Origin of the sequence: Janthinobacterium sp. BJB426, assembly GCF_002735705.1 — a bacterium.
Taxonomy (GTDB): Bacteria; Pseudomonadota; Gammaproteobacteria; order Burkholderiales; family Burkholderiaceae_D; genus Janthinobacterium.
Map to the genome: position 1 here is coordinate 245,195 of NZ_PDZL01000001.1, position 18,131 is coordinate 263,325.

Annotated in this window: 15 protein-coding genes; 7 read left to right on the forward strand and 8 right to left on the reverse strand. The window is 62.2% G+C overall.

Going from position 1 to position 18,131, the window contains the following annotated elements:
- Nucleotides 1–22: 22 nt before the first annotated feature.
- Nucleotides 23–1,105 carry an AI-2E family transporter gene (locus tag CSQ93_RS01095; RefSeq protein ID WP_099376364.1) on the reverse strand — a complete coding sequence of 361 codons (1,083 nt, stop codon included), beginning with the start codon at nt 1,103–1,105 and terminating at the stop codon, nt 23–25.
- A 188-nt stretch (nt 1,106–1,293) separates the two neighbouring features.
- Here CSQ93_RS01095 and purM point away from each other — a divergent pair, with 188 nt between their 5' ends.
- On the forward strand, nt 1,294–2,337 hold the full coding sequence (purM, locus tag CSQ93_RS01100) for a phosphoribosylformylglycinamidine cyclo-ligase (protein ID WP_077408694.1): 1,044 nt from the start codon (nt 1,294–1,296) through the stop codon (nt 2,335–2,337).
- Nucleotides 2,338–2,401: 64 nt separating this feature from the next.
- Here purM and CSQ93_RS01105 read toward each other — a convergent pair whose 3' ends face one another.
- Complete coding sequence (locus CSQ93_RS01105; RefSeq protein WP_099376365.1) at nt 2,402–3,733, reverse strand: MFS transporter; 1,332 nt, start codon at nt 3,731–3,733, stop codon at nt 2,402–2,404.
- 133 nt (nt 3,734–3,866) lie between these two features.
- Nucleotides 3,867–5,483 carry a GMC family oxidoreductase gene (locus CSQ93_RS01110; RefSeq protein WP_099376366.1) on the reverse strand — a complete coding sequence of 539 codons (1,617 nt, stop codon included), beginning with the start codon at nt 5,481–5,483 and terminating at the stop codon, nt 3,867–3,869.
- A gap of 163 nt (nt 5,484–5,646) precedes the next feature.
- Between CSQ93_RS01110 and CSQ93_RS01115 the strand changes: the two genes are divergently transcribed.
- On the forward strand, nt 5,647–6,483 hold the full coding sequence (locus CSQ93_RS01115) for an IclR family transcriptional regulator (RefSeq protein WP_099376673.1): 837 nt from the start codon (nt 5,647–5,649) through the stop codon (nt 6,481–6,483).
- On the opposite strand, the gene CSQ93_RS01120 is transcribed toward CSQ93_RS01115, so the two are convergent.
- The 5 genes from CSQ93_RS01120 to CSQ93_RS01140 all read right to left on the reverse strand — a co-directional run bounded on the left by CSQ93_RS01120 (nt 6,480) and on the right by CSQ93_RS01140 (nt 12,414).
- Nucleotides 6,480–7,706 carry a 6-phosphofructokinase gene (locus CSQ93_RS01120; RefSeq protein ID WP_099376367.1) on the reverse strand — a complete coding sequence of 409 codons (1,227 nt, stop codon included), beginning with the start codon at nt 7,704–7,706 and terminating at the stop codon, nt 6,480–6,482. The genes CSQ93_RS01115 and CSQ93_RS01120 overlap by 4 nt on opposite strands.
- An 86-nt stretch (nt 7,707–7,792) precedes the next feature.
- Nucleotides 7,793–9,841 (reverse strand): sodium:solute symporter family protein, encoded by a 2,049-nt coding sequence (locus CSQ93_RS01125; RefSeq protein WP_099376368.1) that lies wholly within the window; start codon nt 9,839–9,841, stop codon nt 7,793–7,795.
- The gene (locus CSQ93_RS01130) at nt 9,838–10,152 is read right to left on the reverse strand and encodes a DUF4212 domain-containing protein (protein WP_099376369.1); all 315 of its coding nucleotides are present in this window, start codon (nt 10,150–10,152) and stop codon (nt 9,838–9,840) included. The genes CSQ93_RS01125 and CSQ93_RS01130 overlap by 4 nt, the downstream gene beginning before the upstream one ends.
- A complete protein-coding gene (locus CSQ93_RS01135; RefSeq protein ID WP_233515982.1) occupies nt 10,145–11,683 on the reverse strand; it encodes a sensor histidine kinase in 1,539 nt (512 codons plus the stop codon). Before CSQ93_RS01135 ends, CSQ93_RS01130 begins: the two co-directional genes overlap by 8 nt.
- Complete coding sequence (locus tag CSQ93_RS01140; RefSeq protein WP_099376370.1) at nt 11,680–12,414, reverse strand: response regulator; 735 nt, start codon at nt 12,412–12,414, stop codon at nt 11,680–11,682. The genes CSQ93_RS01135 and CSQ93_RS01140 overlap by 4 nt, the downstream gene beginning before the upstream one ends.
- A 254-nt stretch (nt 12,415–12,668) precedes the next feature.
- Here CSQ93_RS01140 and recA point away from each other — a divergent pair, with 254 nt between their 5' ends.
- From recA to sucC, 5 genes are all read left to right on the forward strand, one after another.
- Nucleotides 12,669–13,772, forward strand: a complete 1,104-nt coding sequence (gene recA / locus CSQ93_RS01145; protein ID WP_099376371.1) for a recombinase RecA — start codon at nt 12,669–12,671, stop codon at nt 13,770–13,772.
- A gap of 135 nt (nt 13,773–13,907) precedes the next feature.
- Nucleotides 13,908–14,363 carry a recombination regulator RecX gene (gene recX / locus CSQ93_RS01150; RefSeq protein ID WP_099376372.1) on the forward strand — a complete coding sequence of 152 codons (456 nt, stop codon included), beginning with the start codon at nt 13,908–13,910 and terminating at the stop codon, nt 14,361–14,363.
- A gap of 148 nt (nt 14,364–14,511) precedes the next feature.
- Nucleotides 14,512–16,050 (forward strand): class I SAM-dependent methyltransferase, encoded by a 1,539-nt coding sequence (locus tag CSQ93_RS01155; protein ID WP_099376675.1) that lies wholly within the window; start codon nt 14,512–14,514, stop codon nt 16,048–16,050.
- Nucleotides 16,051–16,328: 278 nt separating this feature from the next.
- Nucleotides 16,329–16,889: a DUF2889 domain-containing protein gene (locus CSQ93_RS01160; RefSeq protein WP_099376373.1), complete on the forward strand. Its 561-nt coding sequence runs from the start codon at nt 16,329–16,331 to the stop codon at nt 16,887–16,889.
- A 72-nt stretch (nt 16,890–16,961) separates the two neighbouring features.
- Nucleotides 16,962–18,131, forward strand: coding sequence for an ADP-forming succinate--CoA ligase subunit beta (gene sucC, locus CSQ93_RS01165; RefSeq protein WP_034746081.1), 1,170 nt, complete (start codon nt 16,962–16,964; stop codon nt 18,129–18,131).

The window sequence follows — 18,131 nt, forward strand, 5'->3', positions numbered from 1 at the left end:
GTTGATATGATATCCGCTTTTACTAGGTATTATAGAAGCTGCTGGAGAGGTAGTGGCGTCTTAGATGCTTAAAAGCGACCATCAGCACGGCAGAAGCGGGTAAAGCGAGCAAAACGCCGACGAAACCGAACAATTGTCCGAAAGCCAATAAGGCGAAGATCACGGCCAGCGGGTTCAGGCCGATGCGCTCGCCCACCAGGCGGGGCGTGAGGAAAAAGCCTTCGATGACCTGGCCGCAGCCGTAGATGACGGCCACGGCGATCACGCCGCTCCAGTCGGCAAACTGCAGCAGGGCGGCGATCAGCGCCAGCATCAGCCCCAGGCCGAAGCCCAGGTAGGGAATGAACACCAGCAAGCCCGTGATGATGCCCACAGGCAATGCGACTTCAAAACCGGCGATGGCCAGCGCCGCCGAGTAATAGGTGGCCAGCACCAGCATGACGAGCAACTGGCCGCGCAGGTATTGCGCCAGCAGGGTGTCGACTTCCTGCGCCATGCCCACCGTGCGGCCGACCCAGCGGCGCGGTACGGCGCCGGCGATGCGCGCCAGCATCGGATGCCAGTCCAGCAACAGATAGAACAGCACCACGGGAATCAGCACCACGGTGGCCAGCCAGCCCAGCACGGCCGTGCCGCCGATGCGGGCCGAGGCGAGTACCGTGCTCCAGATTTCATCGCCGCTGGTGGCCATCTGCTGGCTCAACATGCGTTTGATGCCCATGCCATCGAGGCGCACGCGGATGCCCAGATCGCGCAGTTTCGGCGCCAGGAACTCGTTCGCCTTGCTGAGAAATTGGGGGATTTGCGCCTGCAGCAAGGGGATTTCCTTCTGCAACACGGGCACGACGATCAGCACGAGCGCCGTAATGGCGAGGAAAAACAACACTACGACGACCAGCACGGCCAGCGGACGGGGTACATAAAAACGCTTGTAATGCAGGCGCTGCAATCGGTCCACGCCGGGATTGAGCACGTAGGCGAGGATGGCGGCGGCCAGGAAGGGCGTCAGGATGGGACCGAGGCTGACGAGCAGCAGCAAGAATGCCAGCCAGACCGCGATCCAAAATGCTGTTTGCTTCTGTTCGGCGGTGATGGCGAATGGCATGTAGTTTGTGCTGTTGCGTTAAAAAAAGGCAGTTAATTACGAAATGGCGGGGCAGTTTGATAAAATAGCGACTTGATCGACCGAATTCACCCGCTGGCGTCCTGCCGCACGATGTTGAAAAACATGCTTGCGCGCGCGTGCCGGCGGGTATCCGCCTTCTATTTTACCGCCTCCGCTGCCACCACACCATGAACCAGACTTCTAATGTTTCCCTTTCCTACCGTGACGCTGGCGTCGATATCGACGCAGGCGACGCTTTAGTCGAAGCAATCAAGCCGTTTGCCAAGCGCACCCTGCGCGAAGGCGTGATGGGCGGCCTGGGCGGTTTTGGCGCCATGTTTGAAATCAGCAAGAAGTACAAGGAACCGGTGCTGGTCTCGGGCACCGACGGCGTCGGTACCAAATTGCGCCTGGCGTTCGAACTGAACCGCCATGACACGGTCGGCATCGACCTGGTCGCCATGAGCGTCAACGACATCCTGGTGCAAGGCGCCGAGCCCCTGTTCTTCCTCGACTACTTCGCTTGCGGCAAGCTGGACGTGGCCATCGCCACCGACGTCATCAAGGGCATCGCCCAGGGTTGCGAACAAGCCGGTTGCGCGCTGATCGGCGGCGAAACGGCGGAAATGCCGAGCATGTACCCGGCCGGCGAATACGATCTGGCAGGTTTTGCCGTCGGCGCCGTGGAAAAATCGAAAATCATCGACGGCACCAAGATCGCCCCGGGCGACGTGGTGCTGGGCCTGGCCTCGTCGGGCGTGCACTCGAACGGTTACTCGCTGGTGCGCAAGATCATCGAAGTGGCAAAACCAGACCTGGAAGGCGACTTCCACGGCCGTAAACTCGCCGACGTGCTGATGCAGCCGACGCGCATCTACGTCAAGCCGCTGCTGGCGCTGATGGATGCGATGGAAGTCAAAGGCATGGTGCACATCACCGGTGGCGGCCTGGTGGAAAACATCCCGCGCGTGCTGCAGCCTGGCCTGGTGGCCGAGCTGGACTCGAAATCGTGGACTATGCCGCCACTGTTCACGTGGCTGCAACAGCACGGCGGCGTGGCTGACGCCGAAATGCACCGCGTCTTCAACTGCGGCATCGGCATGACCGTCATCGTCTCGCAAGAAAACGCGGATGCCGCCATCGCCCAGCTGCAAGCGGCTGGCGAAACCGTCTCGCGCATCGGCACCATCCGCGCCCGCGTGGGTGATGAGCATCAGACCATCGTGATCTAAGTTATCACACGCATAGAAAAGGCAGGCACTCGCGAGAGGCCTGCCTTTTTTACGTCCGCAGGTCTTACCTTGCGTGCGCCGTCTTCATGCGGCCATCCGGTTGCGAGCCTCCTTTCCCGATCATGGCCACGCTGACGGCCGAGACGAGGGAGGCGAACAGGATGTAGCCGACGATGTGCCACGGCTCGCCATTGCCCGTTTTCAGCAGGTAGGTGGCGATGATGGGCGTCAGGCCGCTGGCGAAGATGCCGGAGAACTGGTACACGAAGGAGATGCCCGTGTAGCGTACCTTGGCGTCGAACAGGTCGCAGAACAGGGCCGCTTCCGGGCCATACACGGCTGAATACAGCACGCCCAGCGGTATGATCACGGAACACCACAGCAGCAAGGGATTGTCGGCGTGGTGGAGCATGATCCAGAAGGCGGGAATCGACGACACGCCCGTGATCAGCGAGCCCCAGAAAAACACCTTGGTACGGCCGATGCGGTCCGACAGGCGGCCGAAAAACGGAATGCAGAAGCACATCACGACGGCCGACGCCATCACGCCCATCAGCGCTTCCGTGCGGGCGATCTTGATGGTATTGGTCAGATAGGTGATGGAAAACACGCCGAAGATATTGAAGAACACGCCGTCGATATAGCGCGCGCCCATGCCCTTCAAGACATTGCCCGGATAACGTTTCAGCAGGTCGAAGAATGGAATTTGCGTCTCCGCATTCTTCTCCTTGACGGCCTGGAATTCCGGCGTTTCCATCACGTTCAGGCGTATCCACATGCCGATGAAGACGAGGGCGGCCGACAGGATGAAGGCCACGCGCCAGCCCCAGGACAGGAATTGAGTATCCGTCAATGTATACGACAGGATCGCCACCACGCCGGAAGCGAGGCACAAGCCGATGGCCAGGCCGATCTGCGGCAGGCTGGCGTAGAAGCCGCGCTCCTTCGGCGGTGCATATTCATACGCCATCAGCACGGCGCCGCCCCATTCGCCACCGAGGCCGATGCCCTGCAGCACGCGCAGGAACAGCAGCAGGCCGGGCGCCCAGTAGCCGATGTGGTCATACGTCGGCAGCACGCCGATCAGGAAGGTGGAGACGCCCATGATCATCAGGGTCATCACCAGCATGCTCTTGCGGCCGATCTTGTCGCCGAAGTGGCCGAAGATCACGCCGCCGATGGGGCGCGACAGAAAGCCCACGGCAAAGGTGCCGTAGGCCAGCATGGTCGAGACGAGCGGATCGCCGCCCGGGAAATACAGCTTGCTGAACACGATGCCGGCCACCACGCCGTACAGGAAGAAGTCATACCACTCGATGGTGGCGCCGATCACGCTGGCCATCACGACTTTCCGTAGCTCTTTGGCCTTTTTCGGATTGTTCGTATTGTTATCCATAATATCTAGTCTCCAATCGATATCGATTATGTGTTTTTTTCTGATGCTTGGCTTGTCGCCGAGTCATTGGAGGCGGGGCCGTCTGCCCGCCGCTGGCATCCTCCTTGCAGGGAATGGGATGAAAAGGGGCGGGTCAGGCTGCCTTGGGCAGGCGCACGGCGTCCGCCAGGATCATGTCGGCCGCTTTTTCGGCGATCATGATGGTGGGCGCGTTCGTATTGCCCGAGACGATTTCCGGCATGATCGACGCGTCGACCACGCGCAGGTGCTGCAGGCCGTGCACGCGCAGGCGGTCGTCGACGACCGCCATGGCGTCATGCCCCATCTTGCAGGTGCCGCTCGGGTGGTAGATCGACTGGCTGAAGCGGCGCGCCGCGTCCAGCAGCTGCGCATCCGTCTCGAACTGCGGGCCGGGCACGAACTCGGCAATGATGTGCGGCGCCAGCGAGGGGGCGGCGGCGATTTTTCTCGCCACGCGCAGGGCGGCGATTGCCGTCTGCTGGTCGCGCGGGTCGGACAGGTAGTTCGGGTAGATGCCCGGATACGCAAACGGATCGGCGGACTTGATCGACACGTGGCCACGGCTGTGCGGGCGCAGCTGGCACACGGACGACGTAAAGGCGGAAAACGGATGCGCGCCTTCGCCCGGCTTGTCGGCGCTCAGCGGCTGCATGTGGAACTGGATGTCGGGCCGCTCCACCTCGGGCGAGGAGCGGGTAAACACCGTCACCTGGCTGGCCGCCAAGGTCAAGGGCCCCGAGCGGGAAAACACATATTGCATGCCCACCCACAGCTTGCCCCACAGGCTGTTGACTTCATCGTTCAGGGTTTTCAATCGCGTCTTGAAGACGAGGCGGATTTGCAGATGGTCTTGCAGGTTCTGTCCCACGCCGGGCAAGTCGTGCACCAGCGGCACGCCCACTTCCTCGAGCAGGGCGCGCGGGCCCACGCCCGAACATTGCAGGATTTGCGGCGAGCCGATGGCGCCCGCGCAGAGTATCACTTCACCGCTGGCGCGCGCCTGGCGCAGCTGGCCATCCTGCCGGAATTCGATGCCGACGGCGCGCTTGCCCTCGAACAGCACGCGAGTGATTTGCGCGCGCACTTCCACGCGCAGGTTGACGCGCTTGCGGGCCGGCCGAAGGAAGGCTTTCGCCGTGCTCCAGCGCAAGCCCTTGCTGGCCGTCTGCTGGAAGTAGCCGACGCCCTCCTGCGTGGCGCCGTTGTAATCGGCATTGAAGGGGATGCCGCTTTCCGTGGCGCCGGCAATAAAGTGTTCGGCGATGGGACGGCGCAGGCGCAGGTCCGACACTTTCAATGGACCGCCGACGCCGTGGTAATCGCTGGCGCCGCGTTCCTGGTCTTCCGATTTCTTGAAATAGGGCAGCACTTCGGCATAGCTCCAGCCTGCATTGCCCAGTTCGGCCCAGCGGTCGTAGTCTTCCTTCTGGCCACGTACGTACAGCAAGCCGTTGAGCGAGCTGGAGCCGCCCAGCACCTTGCCACGCGGCCATTGCAGCTGGCGCCCCGCGATGCCGGCGTCCGCTTCCGTGCGGTAGCACCAGTCCAGCTTGGGGTCGTGCATGGTCTTGAAATAGCCGACCGGCACGTGTATCCAGGGATTGTTGTCCTTGCCGCCCGCTTCCAGCAGCAATACCTGGTTGTTGCTGTCATGCGACAGGCGGTTGGCCAGCACGCAGCCGGCGGAACCGGCGCCGACAACGATGTAATCGTAGTGTGTTTGCAACATTGCTCTTGTCTCCTGCGTTGCGGTATCGCGCCGCCTCGGCGGGCATTTTTTGCGATACACTGGTCTTTATTGGTTATTTTTGGAACGTCTGGTTCCATTTATAAAAGACGTGCAGCACCGGGACAAGCGGAAACAGCCGCATACGCGAGAGGTGAAACAGAACATGCATGATGCGTTTCAAAAACGGCCGGCCGAGGCCGAAGAAGGCAACCAAGCGGGGGCTGGCACGGCGGCCAGCCATGGCGACGAGGCGCGTGGCTTGCGCGTGCTGCGCCTGATCGAGCACCTGGCTAGCGCCAGCCAGCCCTTGACCCTGTCGCAGCTGGCCGCGCGCATGCAGGTGCCCAAGGCCAGCATGATGCGCTTGCTCGATACCCTGGAGCAGCATGGCTATGTGCTGCGCACGCCCGTGGGACGCGGCTATGTGCCCGGCGCGGCGTCCACCAACCTGGCGCTGGCGACCCTGCGCAACAATGCCCTGATCCGCGTGAGCCGCAGTATCCTGGGCAGCCTGGTGGCGGCCACGGGCGAGACGTGCAATCTGGCCATTCCCGAGGGCAATGCGATCGTCTACGTGGACCGGGTGGAAACGCAGGAACCGCTGCGCCTGCACCTGGTGCTGGGCACGCGCGCGCCCATGCATTGCACGGCGAGTGGAAAATTATTTCTGGCGCACATGACCCTGCTGGAGCGGCGCGAGCTGCTGGCCATGCTGACCTTGGAAGCGCGCACGCCGAAAAGCATCACCGACCCCGTGCTGCTGGAACGCGAGATCGTGCGCATCGCCCGCCTGGGCATCGGCATCGACGACGAGGAATTTGTGCACGGCATGGTGGCCGTGGCCGTGCCCATCTGCGCGGCGGACGGGCGCATCGTGGCGGCTGTCGCCTGCCACGCGCCCGTGGCGAGAAAGTCCGTGGAGCAGCTGCTGCAGCACGTGCCGCAGCTCAAGGAGGCGGCCGTGAAACTGCGGCCGCTATTGCTGGCGGAAAACAGCTAAGGTTTCAAGACCTTCGCTACTTTTGCGGCGCGCAGGCGGAACGCATCGGGCATGCCCGAACCCAGCAGCGGGCGCAGATATAACCTGAAAGCATCGGTCACGTCCGTGCCGCTGGCGCTGATGAATTCGTCTTCCATGGTGCGCGTCTTGCCCGCCACTTCCGTCAGGGGCAGCAACTCGTAATCGACGGAATAAAAGCCCGTGCGCTTGATGGCGACGGAACCGTCACGGTCGCCCCACATGGCGAACTGCACCGCCTTCTCTCCCACTTCGCGCGCCTCGCGCTGGTCGACGTCGGAGACGCAACCGATGAAGGAGCGCTGCAGATAGCCAAAGGTATCGCCGCGCACGCGCTTGATGCCCAGCTTGGCCTTGATTTCGTCGCACAGCAGGTCGGCCAGCGCGCCCGTGCCGGACAATTGCACGTTACCGTGTGCATCGCGCTCCACTTCGTTGCCCACCTGTTTGGCCAACAAGCTGGCGATCGGTTCGCCCGAAGCGTCGTGGATGCCTTCCGAGACGGCGATCACGCAGCGACCGTATTTTTCATAGGTTGCCTTCACGTCGGCAAGAAAATTCTCCAGCACGAAGACGCGCTCGGGCAGGTAGATCAGGTGCGGGCCATCGTCGGGGAACTTCTTGCCCAGCGCCGAGGCCGCCGTCAAAAAGCCCGCGTGGCGGCCCATTACGACGCCCACGTAGACGCCGGGCAAGGCCGCGTTATCGAGGTTGGCGCCGGCGAATGCTTGCGCGACGAAACGCGCGGCAGAGGGAAAGCCGGGCGTGTGGTCGCTGCCCACCAGGTCGTTGTCGATGGTCTTCGGGATGTGGATGCAGCGCAGCGGATAGCCGGCCTTGTGCGCTTCCTCGCTGACGATGCGCACCGTGTCGGACGAGTCATTGCCGCCGATATAAAAGAAATGTTCGATCTCGTGCGCGCGCAGCACTTCGAAGATTTGCTGGCAGTAGGCAATGTCGGGCTTGTCGCGCGTGGAACCGAGGGCCGAAGACGGCGTGGCGGCCACCAGTTCCAGGTTGTGGCTGGTTTCCTGCGTCAGATCGACGAATTCTTCATTGACGATGCCGCGCACGCCGTGCAGCGCGCCATACACGCGCGTGACATGCTGAAAGCGCCGCGATTCGAGCACCACGCCCACCAGCGACTGGTTGATGACGGCGGTCGGGCCGCCTCCCTGGGCAACAAGAATTTTTCCAGACGGCATGGGATTTCCTCGTAAATGGAACGGCCCTCCAGCCTACTCCTTTTTTGCCGCGGCGCTGTCTTTTTACCCCAGGTCATGATGCGCTGTTATTCCGGCGCCCGGATATGCTCGACCAGTCCCGTGCTGCGGCGTCCCGGCGCCGGTGTCAGCCAGCTGACGAGGATGGCGGCGGCCAGGCCGGCTGGCACGCCGAAGATGCCGGCGGAAATAGGCGCGATATGCATCCATTGACCGCTGGCATTACCGCCCAGCATGGTACTTGTGTGCAGCATGTAATACAGGCATACGCCAAAGCCCGTCAGCATGCCGGCCAGCGCGCCCTGATAGTTGGCGCGTTGCCAGAACACGCCCAGCACCAGCGGCGGGAACAGGGTCGATGCGGCCAGGGAAAAGGCCACGCCCACCAGCGACAAAATGTCCGCCGGCTTTTGCGAGGCCGCATAGGCGGCGATGAAGGCCACGGCCAGCAGCAGCAATTTTGAAATCGTCACGCGCTTTTGCGTCGAGGCGGTCGGGTCGACCACCTTGTAATACACGTCGTGCGACAGGGCGTTGGAGATGGCCAGCAGCAAGCCGTCGGCCGTCGACAGGGCGGCGGCCAGGCCGCCGGCCGCCACCAGGCCGGAAATCACGTAGGGCAGGCCGGCGATCTCGGGCGTGGCCAGCACCAGCACGTCGGCGTCGATGGAAATTTCCGCCAGTTGCACGATGCCGTCGCGGTTCACGTCGACGATGCTGATCAGGGGACTGAGCTTGTCCACATTGGCCCAGTACGACACCCAGGTGGGCAGGTTCGCATATTGCGTGCCCACGAGCGCCGAGTAAATGTCGTATTTGACCAGTACGGCCAGCGCGGGAATCGTGAGGTAGATCAACAAGATGAAGAACAGGGTCCAGAAGACGGAGACGCGCGTCTCGTGCACGGAGGGCGTGGTGTACGATCGCATGAGGATATGCGGCAGGGCGGCCGTGCCCAGCATCATGCAGAACACGAGAGCCAGGAAATTGTTGCGCTTGATATCAGACTGCTCCCGGTCGGCGGCGGGAAACGGTTGCGCATGCGGAATGATCGGCTCGGCGCGTTTCTGGTTCTGCGCCTGCGCCGTCTGCCACAGCACGCGTGCCTCGTCCGGACTCTTCGGATAGGCAATCAGATAGCGTTCCGCGTTGCGGATGTCGAACAGTGAGGCATTGCGCTGGCGCAAACTATCGAGCTGGCGCTGGGCCGTCAGATGGCCCTGTTCCCAGGAAGCGGGCAAGCCGGCTATGCGCGCCTGGTAGCTGATGGCGCGCTGGTGGAAGATGGCGCGTACCTCGTTTTCTTTCGGATCCGTTTCCAGCACGTGTTCGCGCGCGCTCAGTTGCGGCAGCACCTTGCCGTAGGCGATCTGCGGCACGGGATTGTCCGCATGCTTGACCGATAGCCATATGGCGGGAATCAGGAAGGCGACGAGGATGATGATGTACTGCGCCACCTGCGTCCAGGTGATGGCGCGCATTCCGCCCAGAAAGGAGCAGACGAGGATGCTGGCCAGGCCCAGGAAGATGCCGACGGAAAAATCCACGCCCGTGAAGCGCGAGGCGATCAGGCCGACGGCGTAGATCTGCGCCACCACATACGTAAACGACACGATGATGGTGGCGGCCACGGCCACCACGCGCACGCTGGCGCCCCGTTTGTCGGTGCCGCTGCCATAGCGGGCGGCGAGGAAATCGGGAATCGTGTACTGGCTGAACTTGCGCAGGTAGGGCGCGATCAGCAGTGCGACCAGGCAATAGCCGCCCGTCCAGCCCATGATGAAGGCCAGGCCGTCGAAGCCGTTCAGGTACAGGCCGCCGGCGAGGCTGATGAAGCTGGCTGCCGAAATCCAGTCGGCGGCCGTGGCCATGCCGTTGAACATGGCCGGCACCCTGCGCCCCGCCACATAGTATTCGGTGACGTTCGAGGTGCGGCTGATGACGCCGATGGTGGCGTACAGGGTGATGGTGACGAGCATGAACAGGTAGCCGATCCACGCGCGCGGCATGCCTTCCTGTTCCAGCACCGACAAAGCCAGCAGGAAGGCGGCGAAACCGGCCGTAAACAGCAGGTAGTAGCGGCACAGGCGGGCAAAGAAGCTGCGCTGGGTGCTCATGCCTGCTCCTCGGCATGAAAAGCCCGGTCGAGGCGCCGCATGCGCCAGGCATAGAAGGCGATGATGGCCAGGTACACCAGCGAGGCGCCCTGGGCCGCCATATAAAAGGGCAGCGGCCAGCCGAACAGGTTCAGATGCAACAGCTCGCGCGCATAAAACACGGTCAGGAAGCCCGTCAGCAGCCAGACCAGCAGCAGGATGGCCGTCAGGCGCCGCGTCTTGCGCCAGTGCACATCGCGGCGCGCCTGTAGCTCGGGGCCGGGCGTGCGTACCGACCGTGTTGGCGGAACGGGTGGGCTCGGCTTATCCATACGTGATCTCATCCTCTTCTGGCGCATCCGGCAACAGCAGGGCGATGCTCAGGCGCAGCAGGGTGCCCGGCAGCTTCGGCGACTGCGCGCGCGGATTGTTAAAAATATCGACTTCGGCGCCATGCTGCTGGGCAATTTCGCGCACGATGGCCAGGCCCAGGCCGCTACCGTCGACATTGCTGCCGAGAATGCGGTAAAAGCGTTCGAACACGTGGGTCCGCTCGGCCGGCGCAATGCCGGGGCCCGTATCTTCCACTTCCAGGATGGCCAGTTCCAGGGTGCTGCGCACGCGCACCGTGACGCTGCCGCCGGCCGGCGTGTAGCGCAGGGCATTGTCGATCAGGTTGCTCAGCAGTTCGCGCAGCATCATGGCATTGCCTGAAATCATGATCGAATACGCGGGCTGCTCGAAGCCCAGGTCGATATGCTGGGCAAACGAGGCTTGCACCCAGTCCTGCACCACGCCGCGCGCCAGCTCGCTCAGCTCGATCGGCTCGAATGCCGTGCCCGCCTGCGGCTGGTTTTCCGCGCGCGCCAGGGCCAGCAGCTGGTTGACCAGGCGCGTGGCCGCTTCCGAACTTTTCGCCAGTTGCAGCAGCGAGCGGTGGATTTCGTCGTGGTCGGTCTGGCGCAGGGCCAGTTCGGATTGCATGCGCATGCCGGCCAGCGGCGTTTTCATCTGGTGCGCGGCATCGGCGATGAAGCGTTTCTGCATGTCGATCGACAGCGACAGCCGCGCCAGCATCTCGTTGAGCGATCCGACCAGCGGCGTGATTTCCTCGGGCACCTGGCCCGATTCGATGGGCGATAAATCGTCGGGCGGCCGGGCGCGTATGCGTTCCTGCAATTGCGCCAGCGGCGACAGGCCGCGCGCCAGGGCAAACCAGACCAGGGCCAGGATCACGGGCAGGATGATGAACTGCGGCAAAATCACGCCCTTGATGATTTCATTGGCCAGCTGGGCGCGTTTTTCCAGGGTTTCCGCCACTTGTACCAGCGCGCGGCTGGGCTCATCGTCGTTGCCGGAAGGGATATCGAGATAGCTGAACGCCACGCGCACGGGCGTGCCATGGATGGTGTCGTTGCGAAACAGCACCATGCCGCTGCGGTATTTGTCGGCGTCCTGTGGCGGGGGCAAATCGCGGTCGCCGTCCAGATATTCGCCGCGCGGACCCACTACCAGGTAATACAGGGTGTCGATATCGTCGCCGCGGAGGAAGTCGCGGCCGCTATTACTGCTGTTCTTTTCCGGCACGCGGCGCAGCATGGCGCCGTCGGCCTGCTTGACCTGCTGCGTCAGCACCGTCACGCTGTCTTCCAGCGCATGGTCGAACGGCTGATTGGCGATGCCCTTGGCCACCAGGTAGGTGATGGCAATGCTCATCGGCCACAGCAGCAGCAAGGGCGCCAGCATCCAGTCGAGGATTTCGCCGAACAGCGAATGCTCGATGGTGTCATCCTGTTCCGTGGTGGGCGGCTCGAACCAGTCGTCGTCTTCTGGCTCGTCCGCTGGCGCCTCGCGCGCCTTCACTTGCTGGCGGGTCCGCTGGCCGGGCTTGCCGACTCGCCCGCTTCAGCGTTCAGGCGCGCCGTTTCCGAGTATTTTTCCAGGCAATAGCCGAGGCCGCGCACGGTGGCGATGCGCACGCCGCCCACTTCGATCTTCTTGCGCAAGCGGTGGACATACACTTCGATGGCGTTGTTCGACACTTCTTCGCCCCATTCGCACAGGTGGTCGACCAGCTGCTCTTTCGAGACGAGGCGGCCGGTGCGGCCAAGCAAGATTTCCAGCAAGCCCAGTTCGCGCGCCGACAGGTCGAGCATCTGGTCGTTGATGTAGGCGCTGCGCCCCACCTGGTCGTAGCTGAGGGGGCCATGCTTGATGATGGTGGCGCCGCCGCCAGCGCCGCGGCGCGTCAGGGCGCGCACTCTTGCCTCCAGTTCCGACAGGGCGAACGGCTTGGCCATATAATCATCGGCACCGAGGTCGAGGCCATTCACGCGTTGCTCGATGGAATCGGCGGCCGTCAGTATCAGCACGGGCAACAGCGAGGCGCGCGCGCGCAGGCGGCGCAGCACTTCCAGGCCGGACATCTTCGGCAGGCCCAGGTCGAGGATCAGCAAGTCGAATTCCTGGGTGGACAGGGCCGTATCGGCCTCCTGGCCCGTCTTGACGTAGTCGATCGCATAACCGGACTGGCGCAGCGAGCGGGTCAGGCCATCGGCCAGCACGCTGTCATCTTCGGCAAGTAAAATACGCATGGTGCACTTCCTATGCTTGCGGCGGTAGAAGTTTGTATTGTGTTTCATTTTCCGCAAGGTGGCGAGTTTTTGTGAGAAACCAGGCTTGTATTGATCTGTTTCAAAACAAATCCACGTTCCGCTTGCATTGATCACTGTTTTTTTATACAGTACTGTCTGTGTAAAGAATTTAACCCACTGGCGCTATCGCAGGCTGCACGGTTCACGTAGATGCGTCTCGTGAATCCGCACCTGTAGAACGGCTGAAAGAACATATGGACGATAAAAAAGCTGTAGTACCCGCATCGGAAAAAGCCAAGGCGCTCGCCGCCGCACTGGCGCAGATCGAGAAGCAGTTTGGCAAAGGTTCGGTCATGCGCATGGATGCCAGCGCAGCGATCGAAGAAGTGCAAGTCGTGTCGACCGGTTCGCTCGGCCTCGATATCGCGCTGGGCGTGGGCGGCTTGCCGCGCGGCCGCGTGGTGGAGATCTACGGTCCGGAATCGTCGGGTAAAACTACCCTGACCCTGCAAACCATTGCTGAAATGCAAAAACTGGGCGGCACTTGCGCCTTTATCGATGCCGAGCACGCGCTGGACGTCGGTTACGCGCAAAAGCTGGGCGTGAATCTGCATGAATTGCTGATCTCGCAACCGGACACGGGCGAGCAGGCGCTGGAAATCTGCGACGCCCTCGTGCGTTCCGGCAGCGTCGACCTCGTCGTCATCGACTCCGTGGCCGCACTGACGCCACGCGCCGAGATCGAAGGCGATATGGGCGACTCCCTGCCAGGCCTGCAAGCACGCCTGATGTCGCAAGCCCTGCGCAAGCTGACCGGTTCGATCAACCGCACGAATACCCTGGTCATCTTCATCAACCAGATCCGTATGAAGATCGGCGTGATGTTCGGCAGCCCGGAAACGACCACCGGCGGCAATGCGCTGAAATTCTACGCCTCCGTGCGCCTGGATATCCGCCGCACCGGCTCGATCAAGTCCGGCGATGAAGTGATCGGCAATGAAACCAAGGTCAAGGTCGTCAAGAACAAGATCGCGCCACCATTCAAGGAAGCGCACTTCGACATCCTGTACGGCGCCGGCACCTCGCGCGAAGGCGAAATCCTGGACCTGGGTTCGGATGCCAAGATCGTGGAAAAATCCGGTTCGTGGTATAGCTACAACGGCGAACGCATCGGCCAGGGCAAGGACAATGCCCGCGCCTTCCTGCAAGAGCGTCCGGCGCTGGCCCGCGAAATCGAAAACAAGGTCCGCGCTTCGCTGGGCGTGCGCGAACTGCCGCCGCTGGCTGCTGAAAAGCCGGAAAAAGCCGATAAAGCCGCTGACAAGGCTGCCAAGGCAGAAGCCAAGGCTGCCGAGTAAGCTGCCGTCAGCCACCATTCGCACTGGCGGATGGTGTCTGGCAAGGTGTGACCATGATCGCCGTCCCGCGCTGTTGCGCCGGGCGGCGATTGTGTTTGGGTGCTGTGATCGTGGAATGAAAGACAAGGTGGGTGTATGGCCGCAGTACAACTAAGCCTGAAGGGCAGGGCGCTCCGCTTTCTGTCGATGCGCGAGCATAGCCGCATGGAATTGCGGCGCAAGCTGCAGCGCCATGCGCAGGAGGGTGATGACGTGGAAGCCTTGCTCGACAGCCTGGAGCAAGCCAACTGGCTGTCGCAGGAGCGCTTTTCCGAGTCGCTGATCCACCGCCGCTCGGCCCGCTTCGGGAATAGCCGCATCATGGCCGAATTGCAAAGCCATGGCATAGCCGGCGAGGCGCTGCAGGAACTCAAGGCGGGCCTGGCCGAAGGCGAGACCGCGCGCGCCTGCGAAGTGTGGCGCCGCAAATTTGGTGAAGTAGCGCAAGATGCCGAGCAACGCAACAAGCAGATGCGTTTTTTGATGCAGCGCGGCTTTTCGCAGCGCGCCGTGCAGGTGGCCTTGAAGGGGCTGGACCCCGACGAGGAATAAGGCTGGCCATGGCGGCCCCGCCGTGTCGCCATGAACTGCGCTCTCAAACGCCATCTGTTTCCCGTATGGCGACGCCGCGCGATCGGGTATGCTGGCGCTCGAACGCTGTGCGATGCGCGCGGCACCACTGATCGTGACAGGATGCAAGATGAGCAACTGGAATGCCGGCTATATGGCCGAAATCGCCTATACCTATGGCTATTACGAAGAATTGAATCCGTTGCGCCTGCGGCTGCCCCTGCTGGCCGCCGGCCTTGCCTTGCCGGCCAGCGGCACGGCTTGCGAGTTGGGCTTTGGCCAGGGCATCAGCGCCAACATCCATGCGGCGGCGTCCGCCACGCGCTGGCATGGCAATGATTTCAATCCTTCCCAGGCCGCCTTCGCGCAGGAGCTGGCCAGCGCGGCCGGCGCCGGAGCGCAGTTCACGGACGAATCGTTCGCGCAGTTTTGCTGCCGCGACGACTTGCCCGATTTCGACTTTATCTGCCTGCACGGGATCTGGAGCTGGGTCTCGGCGGACAATCGCGCGCTGATCGTCGACTTCCTGCGGCGCAAGCTGAAAGTCGGCGGCGTCGTCTTCATCAGTTACAACACGCAGCCAGGCTGGGCCGCCATGATGCCGATGCGCGACCTGATGGCCGAACATAGCCGCGTCATGAGTGCGCCGGGCCAGGGCGTGCTGGCCAGAGTCGCTGGCGCCATCGATTTCGTCGACAGGATGATCGCCGCGCAACCGCGCTTCCTGGAGGCCAACCCGCTCCTGGCGGACCGCATCGACAAGCTCAAGGCGATGGATGGACATTATCTTGCCCATGAGTATTTCAATGCCGACTGGCAGCCGATGGCCTTTTCCAGCGTCGCGGCCATGCTGGGCGAGGCCAAGCTCGAGTTTGCCGCGTCCGCCACCTATACCGCTCTGGTCGACATGCTGAACTTGACGGCCGAGCACCAGCAATTCCTGGCCGAGATACCCGATCCCATCTTCCGCGAGACGACACGCGCTTTCCTCGTCAACGAGCAGTTCCGCAAGGATTACTGGGTCAAGGGCGCGCGCAGGCTGACGCCGCTCGCCCAGGCCAGCGCCTTGCGGGCCGTGCGCGTGATGCTGGCCGTGCCGCGCGACGAAGTGGTGTTGAGCGTGCATGGCGTGCTGGGCGACGCCGATATGGATGAGCGCGTGTATGCGCCTGTGCTCGATGCCATGGCCGACCATCGCGTCTACACGATAGGCGAGCTGGAGCAGCAACTGGCGGGCAGCGAAGCCAACCTGGCTGCCTTGCTGCAGATCATGCTGGTGCTGGTCAGCAAGGGTAGCGTGCTGGCTGTCCAGGACGAGGCCGACATCGCCGTGGCGCGGCCGCAGTCGGCGCGCCTGAATGCGCACCTGCTGGAACAGGCGCTGGCAAGAACCGATTTGAACATTCTCGCCAGTCCCCTGACGGGCAGCGGCGTGGCTGTACCGCATTTACAACAGCTATTCCTGTGGGCGAAACTGCAAGGTTGTTCAACGCCGCAAGAATGGGTGCGCGCGACATGGCCGGTGTTGCTGCGCTTGAACCAGTTGGTGACGAAGGACGGGCAGCCCTTGTTGACGGAAGAGGAAAACCTGGCCGAACTGCTGGCGCACGCACAGCATTTCTCTGCGCGGAACTTGCCCATTTTGCGCATACTGGGCGTGACAGACTGAGGCGCGGCGCCGGCCAGGTTGTCGGTGCCAGCCTACCTGCTTCCGGGTTATTTGCATTGTGAATGTTTGTCATTCATTTTGCGATTTTCATTGATAATTTGCGGCGGGCGGCCAGACCAATAAATAATTATGTTGCGGCGCAACTAGCGCCCTGTGTGCTACACTTTTAGGGTTTTTGCGGCGCCGCAGGTGCGGTTGCTGTTCGTAGAAGCTGCGAACAGAGTGCTTTAGGCACATGGCTGCTTACTAATTATGGCCGCGCAAGCGGCATCGGTCTTATGCCCCTGTCAACTCCCGTATCCCGGCGCGCCCTACGGCACTCCCGCGTTATCGACGTCCAAGCGTATGTGCGCGACGACGGCCTGTGGGATATTGACGCCCGTATCACCGATATCAAAAGCTATGACGCGACCCTGGCTTCCGGCCCCCGTCCCGCCGGCGCCCCTCTGCATGACCTCCATTTACGCATTACCGTCGATCGCGAACTGACCATTGTCGAGGCCGAAGCTGCCTCCGATGCCGTGCCCTATCCCGGTTTTTGCGATACCGTCGGCCCCGCTTACAGGGCGCTGATCGGTCTGAATCTATTGAAGAATTTCCGCCGCGACTTGAAACAGCGCCTGGCGGGAATCGCTGGCTGTACCCATTTGACCGAACTGGCGCAAGTCTTGCCGACTGCGACGGTTCAGGCATTTGCCGGCGATGTCTGGTCGACCCGCGACGGTGCGAATGCTGACTTATCGCATGAAAAGCCGTTTCAACTCGACAAATGCCACGCCCTGCGCACCGATGGCGGGGCGGTGGCACAGTATTACCCGCGCTGGGTAGCCAAGCCGTGACCCCGGCGCTTTCCTGTTTTTTTTGCACCACTAACCGTATTTTTACACATCAGTATCAGAAGGGAAGCCAGCATGAAAATCCATGAGTATCAAGCCAAAGAAATCCTCCGGCAGCACGGAGTGACGGTACCACGCGGTATCCCGTGCATGTCCGTCGAAGAGGCAGTCAAGGCTGCGGAAACCCTGGGCGGCCCGGTGTGGGTCGTCAAGGCACAGATCCACGCAGGTGGCCGCGGCAAGGGCGGCGGCGTGAAAGTGGCAAAATCGATCGAACAGGTCAAGGAATACGCTGACCAGATCATGGGCATGCAGCTGATCACGCATCAGACCAGCGCCGAAGGCCAGAAAGTCAACCGCCTGCTGGTGGAAGAAGGCGCCGACATCAAACAAGAACTGTACGTTTCGCTGGTCACCGACCGCGTTACCCAGAAAATCGTCCTGATGGCGTCGTCCGAAGGCGGCATGGACATCGAAGAAGTGGCCGAGAGCCACCCAGAGAAGATCCACCACGTCACCATCGATCCAGGCACCGGCCTGACCGATGCCCAGGCAGACGACATCGCCGCCAAAATCGGCGTGCCTGCCGGCTCCATCGCCGACGCGCGCGTCAACCTGCAAGGCCTGTACAAAGCGTACTGGGAAACCGACTGCTCGCTGGCCGAGATCAACCCGCTGATCGTTACCGGCAGCGGCAAAGTCATCGCCCTGGACGCCAAGTTCAACTTTGACCCGAACGCCCTGTTCCGTCATCCGGAAATCGTCGCCCTGCGCGATCTGGACGAAGAAGATCCAGCTGAAATCGAAGCGTCGAAATTCGACCTGGCCTACATCTCGCTCGACGGCAACATCGGTTGCCTAGTGAACGGTGCCGGCCTGGCCATGGCTACCATGGACACGATTAAACTGTTCGGCGGCGAGCCAGCCAACTTCCTGGACGTCGGCGGCGGCGCCACGGCAGAAAAAGTGACCGAAGCGTTCAAGATCATGCTGAAAAACCCAGGCCTGAAAGCCATCCTGGTGAACATTTTCGGCGGCATCATGCGTTGCGACGTGATCGCTGAAGGCGTGATCGCCGCAGTGAAAGCCGTCTCGCTGAACGTGCCACTGGTCGTGCGCATGAAGGGCACCAACGAAGACCTGGGCAAAAAGATGCTGGCCGATTCCGGTCTGCCTATCATCGCAGCCGACACCATGGAAGATGCAGCCAAGAGCGTCGTTGCCGCTGCTGCCGGTCAAGCTTAA

Excerpts from the sequence above, each read along its gene's own strand:
- CSQ93_RS01095 (WP_099376364.1), bottom strand. The coding sequence starts at position 1,105 with ATGCCATTCGCCATCACCGCCGAACAGAAGCAAACAGCATTTTGGATC.
- purM (WP_077408694.1), top strand. The coding sequence starts at position 1,294 with ATGAACCAGACTTCTAATGTTTCCCTTTCCTACCGTGACGCTGGCGTC.
- CSQ93_RS01105 (WP_099376365.1), bottom strand. The coding sequence starts at position 3,733 with ATGGATAACAATACGAACAATCCGAAAAAGGCCAAAGAGCTACGGAAA.
- CSQ93_RS01110 (WP_099376366.1), bottom strand. The coding sequence starts at position 5,483 with ATGTTGCAAACACACTACGATTACATCGTTGTCGGCGCCGGTTCCGCC.
- CSQ93_RS01115 (WP_099376673.1), top strand. The coding sequence starts at position 5,647 with ATGCATGATGCGTTTCAAAAACGGCCGGCCGAGGCCGAAGAAGGCAAC.
- CSQ93_RS01120 (WP_099376367.1), bottom strand. The coding sequence starts at position 7,706 with ATGCCGTCTGGAAAAATTCTTGTTGCCCAGGGAGGCGGCCCGACCGCC.
- CSQ93_RS01125 (WP_099376368.1), bottom strand. The coding sequence starts at position 9,841 with ATGAGCACCCAGCGCAGCTTCTTTGCCCGCCTGTGCCGCTACTACCTG.
- CSQ93_RS01130 (WP_099376369.1), bottom strand. The coding sequence starts at position 10,152 with ATGGATAAGCCGAGCCCACCCGTTCCGCCAACACGGTCGGTACGCACG.
- CSQ93_RS01140 (WP_099376370.1), bottom strand. The coding sequence starts at position 12,414 with ATGCGTATTTTACTTGCCGAAGATGACAGCGTGCTGGCCGATGGCCTG.
- recA (WP_099376371.1), top strand. The coding sequence starts at position 12,669 with ATGGACGATAAAAAAGCTGTAGTACCCGCATCGGAAAAAGCCAAGGCG.
- recX (WP_099376372.1), top strand. The coding sequence starts at position 13,908 with ATGGCCGCAGTACAACTAAGCCTGAAGGGCAGGGCGCTCCGCTTTCTG.
- CSQ93_RS01155 (WP_099376675.1), top strand. The coding sequence starts at position 14,512 with ATGAGCAACTGGAATGCCGGCTATATGGCCGAAATCGCCTATACCTAT.
- CSQ93_RS01160 (WP_099376373.1), top strand. The coding sequence starts at position 16,329 with ATGCCCCTGTCAACTCCCGTATCCCGGCGCGCCCTACGGCACTCCCGC.
- sucC (WP_034746081.1), top strand. The coding sequence starts at position 16,962 with ATGAAAATCCATGAGTATCAAGCCAAAGAAATCCTCCGGCAGCACGGA.